Genomic DNA, 5,932 nt, shown 5'->3' on the forward strand with positions numbered 1-5,932 from the left:
GAAGCTTGAAGCGAGGAATGCTTCACCGTACTTAGCGCCGATGAGATAGCCCCGAGCTCTCGCGAGCCCCTCAACGTAGCTGAGTATATCGCCCAGCACGGGCATCTGCGACTCGAAGCACTTGAGGGCCTCCAGCTTCCTGGCGAAAGTGCTCGATACGTCGGCGATGTGGCTGGGCCTCTCGAACAGCTCGAAGATCTCGTAGAAGAAGAGGGCTCCAGCCCTCCACGGCCTCCCCAGGTCGGCCAGCACGCTCTCCGAAGCCTTCCACCAGGCCTCCTCAACGATCTCGGAGACCGCCCTGTGGTCGCGGTGCTTGTCCTCGCGGCGGTGCGTAAAGATGGCGAGCGGCCTCACCTCGCGTATGATGGCCACGACCCGCTGGTACGTCGCCCTGTCGTTGACCACCCCCTGCGTCGGTATCCCGAGCCCCACCCTCTCCTTCACGCCCAGCACCTTGTCTGCCTCTAGCGCCTCCCTCCTCCTCATCTCCGCGATTTGCCCGCGCCACTCGGGCCTCGCGTAGCCCGTGTCGCCCCAATCCCCCTCACGGCTCCAGCAGAAGGTCACGACGTGAACCTCGTAGCCGAGCTCGCTCAGCAGCGAGATCGTCGCCCCCATCCCTATCGTCTCGTCGTCCGCGTGGGCACCGAACACGAGGACCCGCTTCGCCACACGCCGTTGATGGGCGGGCCGCTTTAAACCCCCTCGCTCGGAAGAAAATTAAATCACCTCGACTATTTAAGGCGCGTGAGCTTCCTCAAGCTCAGCCTGCCGCAAGCTTCAGATCGCTACGACTACGAGTGCGTCGTCGTCGGAGCCGGTCCAGCAGGCCTCACGGCGGCACTCTACCTGGCCAGGTACAGGGTCGACGTCGCCGTGGTCACCGAGGCGATCGGGGGCGAGATGGCTCTCGCACCCCTAGTCGACGACTACCCGGGCCTCCCGGGCTTGACAGGCTCCGAGATGACGAGGAGGTTCGAGGAGCACGTGAGGAGGTACAAGGTCCCCATCATCACAGGGGAGAGGATGGTCGGCCTCGAGCGAGAGGGGGACAGGTGGGCCGTTGTGACGGCGAGCGGCAACAGGTACTCCTGCTACGCGCTGATCCTCGCGATCGGCAGCAGGCGCCGCAAGCTCGGCGTGCCCGGGGAGGAGAAGCTGATCGGCCGGGGAGTCTCGTACTGCGCAACCTGCGACGGACCCCTCTTCGAGGGGAAGACTGTCGCTGTGGTCGGCGGCGGCAACGCTGCGCTTTCGAGCGCGCTCTACCTGGCGTCAATCGCCAGGAAGGTGTACCTGATCCACCGGCGCGAGCAGTTCAGAGCCTTCCCCCACTACGTCGAGATGGCCAGGAGGAGCGGGCGGATCGAGCTGCTCCTGAACCACGTCGTCGAGCGGATCCTGGGGGAGGATCGAGTCACGGGCGTCCAGGTGAGAAACCTGGTCGAGAACGCCTCGTACACCCTCCCCCTCGATGGGGTCTTCGTCGAGATCGGCTCCGAACCGCCGAGGGAGCTGCTCGAGCCGATGGGCCTCGAGCTGGACGAGGAGGGGAGAGTCGTCGTGAAGCCGGACATGAGCACGAACCTCCCGGGGGTTTTCGCCGCCGGCGAAGTGGCGGGAGGGCCCTGCAAGTACAAGTTCGACCAGATCCTCACCGCGGCCGCGGAGGGGGCGATAGCCGCGGACGCCGCCTACAAATACATTTTAGGGCTGAGGGGCAAGCTGTAAGAGGATGGCAAGCGCTCGAGCCAACCCCTACGCCGGGGAGGAGCTGCTGCGAAGGGTCCTGAACAGGCTCGTGGGCAGGGAGAGGGAGGCGAGGGCAGTTCTCGCCGCTCTAGCGGCGGGCAGGAACATCGTTCTTTGCGGGCCGCCGGGCACGTCGAAGTCGACGATCCTGCGGGCGGTCGCCGAGGAGGCTGGAGTCCCCTTCTTCATCGTCGAGGGGGGCGCGGACGTTACACCGCAGAAGCTGGTGGGCACCTTCAACCCCGCGAAAGTGATGGTGGAGGGCTTCAAGCCGGAGTTCTTCGAGCCGGGGCCTCTCGTCCAGGCGATGGAGTCCGGCGGCCTCCTCTACATCGAGGAGTTCAACCGGCTTCCGGAGGACGCGGCCAACACCCTGATCAGGGCGGCGGAGGACCGCGAGATCGCGGTGCCGAGGCTGGGCATCGTCAGAGCGAAGCCGAGCTTCCGGATCATCTGCGCGATGAACCCGTACGATGACGTCGGGACGGGGAGGGTGAGCAGGGCGCTGCTCGACCGGTTTGTGATGCTGAGGGTAGACTACCAGAGCCGCGCGGAGGAGATCGAGATCGTGAGGCGGAGGACCGGCTCAGAGAGAGGGTGGCTGGTGGAGCTCGCCGTCGATCTTGCGAGGGCGACGAGGAGGCACCCGGCCGTGAAGATGGGGTCCTCGGTGAGGGGGGCCATCGACATGGTGCTGCTGGCGGAGCGCTTCATCGAACAGCGGGGGACCGTCGATGTCGAGGATCTGAAGACAGCCGCTATCATGGCCCTGTCACCGAAGGTGTGGCTCAAGGACCCCTCGCGAGCCCCGGAGGAGGTGATCGTGGAGCTCTTCACGGCTCTGCTGAACCGCTGGGCACCGCGAGGGGGCGAAGGGGGTGAGCAGGAGGAGAGGGGGAGGGGCGATGCGGATCGCAGCGAAACGGACGTGGAGGGCTTGAAGAGCCAGGCTGAGGTGGCCGCAAGGAGGGCTGCTCTACTCGTAGCAGAGAACCCCGGCCTCCTCGACCGGTTGGCTCAGGGCGGTTTGGGCGGGCTCGACGTGCTGGCGAGGGTTTACTGCTACCTTCCCCCCTCGTTCAGGGAGAGGGCGAGGGCGGCGGCACGCGACCTGATAGTCCGGGCTGCGCTCGGCTACGCTGGAGCGAGGATGCTGGGCAGGGGGGTGGGGGAGCCCGTCGACATCGATGTTGACGGAACGGTTGAGAAAGCCGGTATCGAGGGCCGGACGCCTGCTGCTCTCTCGTTCTTCACGAGGGGTAGGAGGGGTAGAGCTTACGCGCTGGTGATCGATAGGAGCGCCTCGATGGCCGGCTTCAAGCTCGTGCTGGGGGCCTTCGCCAGCGCGGTGCTCGCGTACGCGGGCTCGAGAGTCGACGACTACTGCGTCCTCTCCTTCAACACGAGGGTGGATCTGCTGAAGGGGGTGCGGGAGAGGAGGGACGTTGAGGAAGTGGTCAACCGCATCCTCTCGCTCGAGGCTGAGGGGTACACGGACATCCACGCCGCCCTGGTGGCTGCGAGGGACCACCTGGTCGCCTCGGGCTACGAGCCCCGCGCGATCCTCGTGACCGACGCGGAGTGGACGGCCGGCAGGAACCCCCTTGAGGCGGCGCCGCTCTTCCGCGAGCTAAACGTGATCCTCGTGCCGAGCAAGTACCTGGGCTTCGCGAGGGCGATGGCCGAGCTGGGTGGCGGCAGGCTCGTCCTCGTGAGGAGCATTGAGGAAGCGCCCGAGAAGCTGCACGCTCTTCTGAGCGGCTGACGCACGGAGGCCCGCGCCCCGGGTGCGCGAAACCTGCGTTGGGATAGCGGCAGTTAATCTATTCCATCGGGTAGACAATGTTGAAGATGAACCAGGCGGCGGCTATGATGAATGCCGCAGGTGCCACCCAAGCTGGTGCGGGCGTGCCGAGGATCGTGGATCGAGCGAGCTCGATGCTGAGGGCGTAGGGGTTGAAGAGGATCGCTACGGCTTGCAGGTAGGGGGGTAGGGAGGCTAGGGGGAAGTAAACGGGTGTTAACGCGCCAACGATTACGAAAACGCAATCTCTCCACACTACCCTGATCAGTTCCGCAGCCAGCTCCATCGGGTGTGCGGGAGGCCCTATACCGGTCGGTATCCTGAGCCATCGAATGAGCAGCTCCGGTATTTGAAATATCAGCAGGGAGAAGATCGTTTGCTGGGAGAAGATCGGAATGATCGCGGCCACCGTGATGAAGCGGATGGTCATGGCGCTGGCCGGGAGGAGCCCCATGTAGACGAGGGGTGCCACGAGCAGTAGCGTGCTCGGGAAGCCGATCGCGATGGCCAGCAGCGTTCTAGCGGACACGTTGAGCCTCTTGATGTACCTTGGATTGAGCGGCGCCTCCGCCAGCAGTGAGTGGGAGAAGGGGGGTAGGGGGCGCGGATAACTCGCACCGACGGCGCCCGTGATCACGGAGGCGACTGCGAAGCTCCTCCCGAAGTTTAAGCCCCAAACCTGCGTTAGAATAGCTGCTTGAAGCGTTAAGGAAATGAGCCGACCCAGGGCATTCACGGGGTTTAGGAGGCAGTAGCGCGCGTTGAGGCGGACGATCAACCAGAAGAGCTGAGGGCTAGCCGGGGCACTACTCCTCAAAGAGCGGAGTGATCTCATCGTACTCCACCCTGTGAACCCGACAGCCGCTCCCCATGAGCGCCTCGAGGATGCTATTGAGGCTCTCAAGCCTACCCCGAACGCGGACAACCGAGCGGGCTCCAGCCTCCACGCTCACGCTCTCGATTCCCGGGACCTTCTCCGCGGCTCTCGGATCGCCCCCCTCCACAACTATGATCATCTCGTAGAGGGATCGAGATAGGTACTTCTCAAGCTCGCTGCGGCTCTCGATCACCCTCAGCACTCTCCCGCCCTTCAGGACGACAACCCTCCCACCAGTCATCATCTGCAGGTGCCGGGGATCGTGAGTCACTAGGATCACGCAAGCCCCCTCTTCCGCCCTAGACCTCAGGTATTCGAGCGTCTTGTTCACCGTGGGAGGGTCGAGCCCGATCAGCTCGTCCAGAAGGTACACCCTCGCGGATTTGCTCAGGAACAGCTTTGCGACCTCGAGCTTCCTCCTCGTACCGAAGGAGAGAGTGCCGACTTTGGAAAACGGGTGCATGTAATCCTGCAACCCCAGCTCCTCCACGACCTCTCGCACGAGAGCGGCGTCCTCACCCTTCAGCAGGGCGTAGAGCGTCAAGGCGGTCTCAACCGTGCACCAGTAGTCGAAGGTTGACGGCTCCTGCCGAGCCAGCGCCACGTACTTCTTCACCCAGTACTCCCTGTAGGGGTTGGCGCCCAGAACCCTCACGTCCCCCTTCACGTAGTAAGGCGAGAGGATTCCAGCGATCGCGTGGAGAAGCGTGGTTTTCCCGGCACCGTTGGGGCCGATCACTATCGTAAAGCCCCCGTCCGCCTCGAAGCTGCCTTCGAAAGCCGCGATGCCCGGCAAGTACTCGACCCTCGCCTTCACTAGGACGGCGGGGGCGCCCATCGTTTCACGATGCCGCAGCGCGCCTTAAAGCTTCCTCCAGTTTCGGTCCCACCCTCTCGTCCCAATCGTAACGTTTAGCGTTCTCCAACCCCCTCGACGAGAGCTCGGCTCGGAGGCTCTCATCCCTGTAGAGCTCGGAAATGACCTCGGCAGCCCTTCTCACGGAGGCAAGCGGGGCCGGCCCCGGGGGCAGGTAGATTACTCCCTCGCTCTCCACGTAAGCGACGCTCTCGCCGTAGATAGCCTTTATGGCGGGCAGCGCGTGGGCTACGACGGGTACTCCGCACGCTTGAGCTTCCAGCATCGGCATGCACAGCCCTTCAGCGCTCGAAAGGCTTATGTAAACGTCGGCTCCCCGATAGATTTCGGGCATTCTATCCTCTGGGACAAATTCTTCTATGAACTCTACATTGGCGAAACTAATGCTTCTAGCAAGCATCTCCAAATCGAAGACTACAGGGGGTGGGCTGCACTTCTCTGTCAGCAACACCAGCTTCAAGGGGATGCCGTAAGCCTCTTCCGCCCTCTTGGCCGCCGCTATCAGCCCTGCAGGGTTCTTCTCTACCACGTTCCTCACAACGCTCAGCAGAGTGAACCTTTCCCCTCTTCTCTCAAGGCTACGGGGGCTGTAGAGCTTCGTATCAACACCGGGTGTTAC

General features: G+C 63.7%; 6 protein-coding genes. 2 read left to right on the forward strand and 4 right to left on the reverse strand.

Annotation, left to right across the window (positions count from 1 at the left end; all coding sequences use genetic code 11):
- A partial coding sequence (locus QXF46_08995; protein ID MEM0226995.1) for a PIG-L family deacetylase occupies positions 1-675 on the reverse strand: 675 nt, incomplete at its 3' end.
- 75 nt (positions 676-750) lie between these two features.
- On the opposite strand from QXF46_08995, the gene QXF46_09000 reads away from it, so the two are divergent.
- Together QXF46_09000 and QXF46_09005 are read left to right on the forward strand one after the other, a co-directional pair.
- Positions 751-1,734 (forward strand): FAD-dependent oxidoreductase, encoded by a 984-nt coding sequence (locus QXF46_09000; protein MEM0226996.1) that lies wholly within the window; start codon positions 751-753, stop codon positions 1,732-1,734.
- A gap of 4 nt (positions 1,735-1,738) precedes the next feature.
- Positions 1,739-3,520, forward strand: coding sequence for an AAA family ATPase (locus QXF46_09005; GenBank protein MEM0226997.1), 1,782 nt, complete (start codon positions 1,739-1,741; stop codon positions 3,518-3,520).
- A gap of 58 nt (positions 3,521-3,578) precedes the next feature.
- Here the strand turns inward: QXF46_09005 and QXF46_09010 are convergent, their stop codons facing one another.
- From QXF46_09010 to QXF46_09020, 3 genes are all read right to left on the reverse strand, one after another.
- Positions 3,579-4,394, reverse strand: a complete 816-nt coding sequence (locus QXF46_09010; protein ID MEM0226998.1) for a hypothetical protein — start codon at positions 4,392-4,394, stop codon at positions 3,579-3,581.
- The gene (locus QXF46_09015; protein ID MEM0226999.1) at positions 4,366-5,274 is read right to left on the reverse strand and encodes an ABC transporter ATP-binding protein; all 909 of its coding nucleotides are present in this window, start codon (positions 5,272-5,274) and stop codon (positions 4,366-4,368) included. The genes QXF46_09010 and QXF46_09015 overlap by 29 nt, the downstream gene beginning before the upstream one ends.
- A 4-nt stretch (positions 5,275-5,278) precedes the next feature.
- Positions 5,279-5,932: glycosyltransferase family 4 protein (locus QXF46_09020; GenBank protein ID MEM0227000.1), on the reverse strand; the 654-nt coding region annotated here is incomplete at its 5' end.

The organism is Thermofilaceae archaeon, assembly GCA_038731975.1.
Classification (GTDB): domain Archaea; phylum Thermoproteota; class Thermoprotei; order Thermofilales; family Thermofilaceae; genus JANXEW01.

Bases quoted from the DNA above. Each gene is read 5' to 3' on its own strand.
- QXF46_09005 (MEM0226997.1), top strand. From the start codon at position 1,739: ATGGCAAGCGCTCGAGCCAACCCCTACGCCGGGGAGGAGCTGCTGCGA.
- QXF46_09010 (MEM0226998.1), bottom strand. From the start codon at position 4,394: ATGAGATCACTCCGCTCTTTGAGGAGTAGTGCCCCGGCTAGCCCTCAG.
- QXF46_09015 (MEM0226999.1), bottom strand. From the start codon at position 5,274: ATGGGCGCCCCCGCCGTCCTAGTGAAGGCGAGGGTCGAGTACTTGCCG.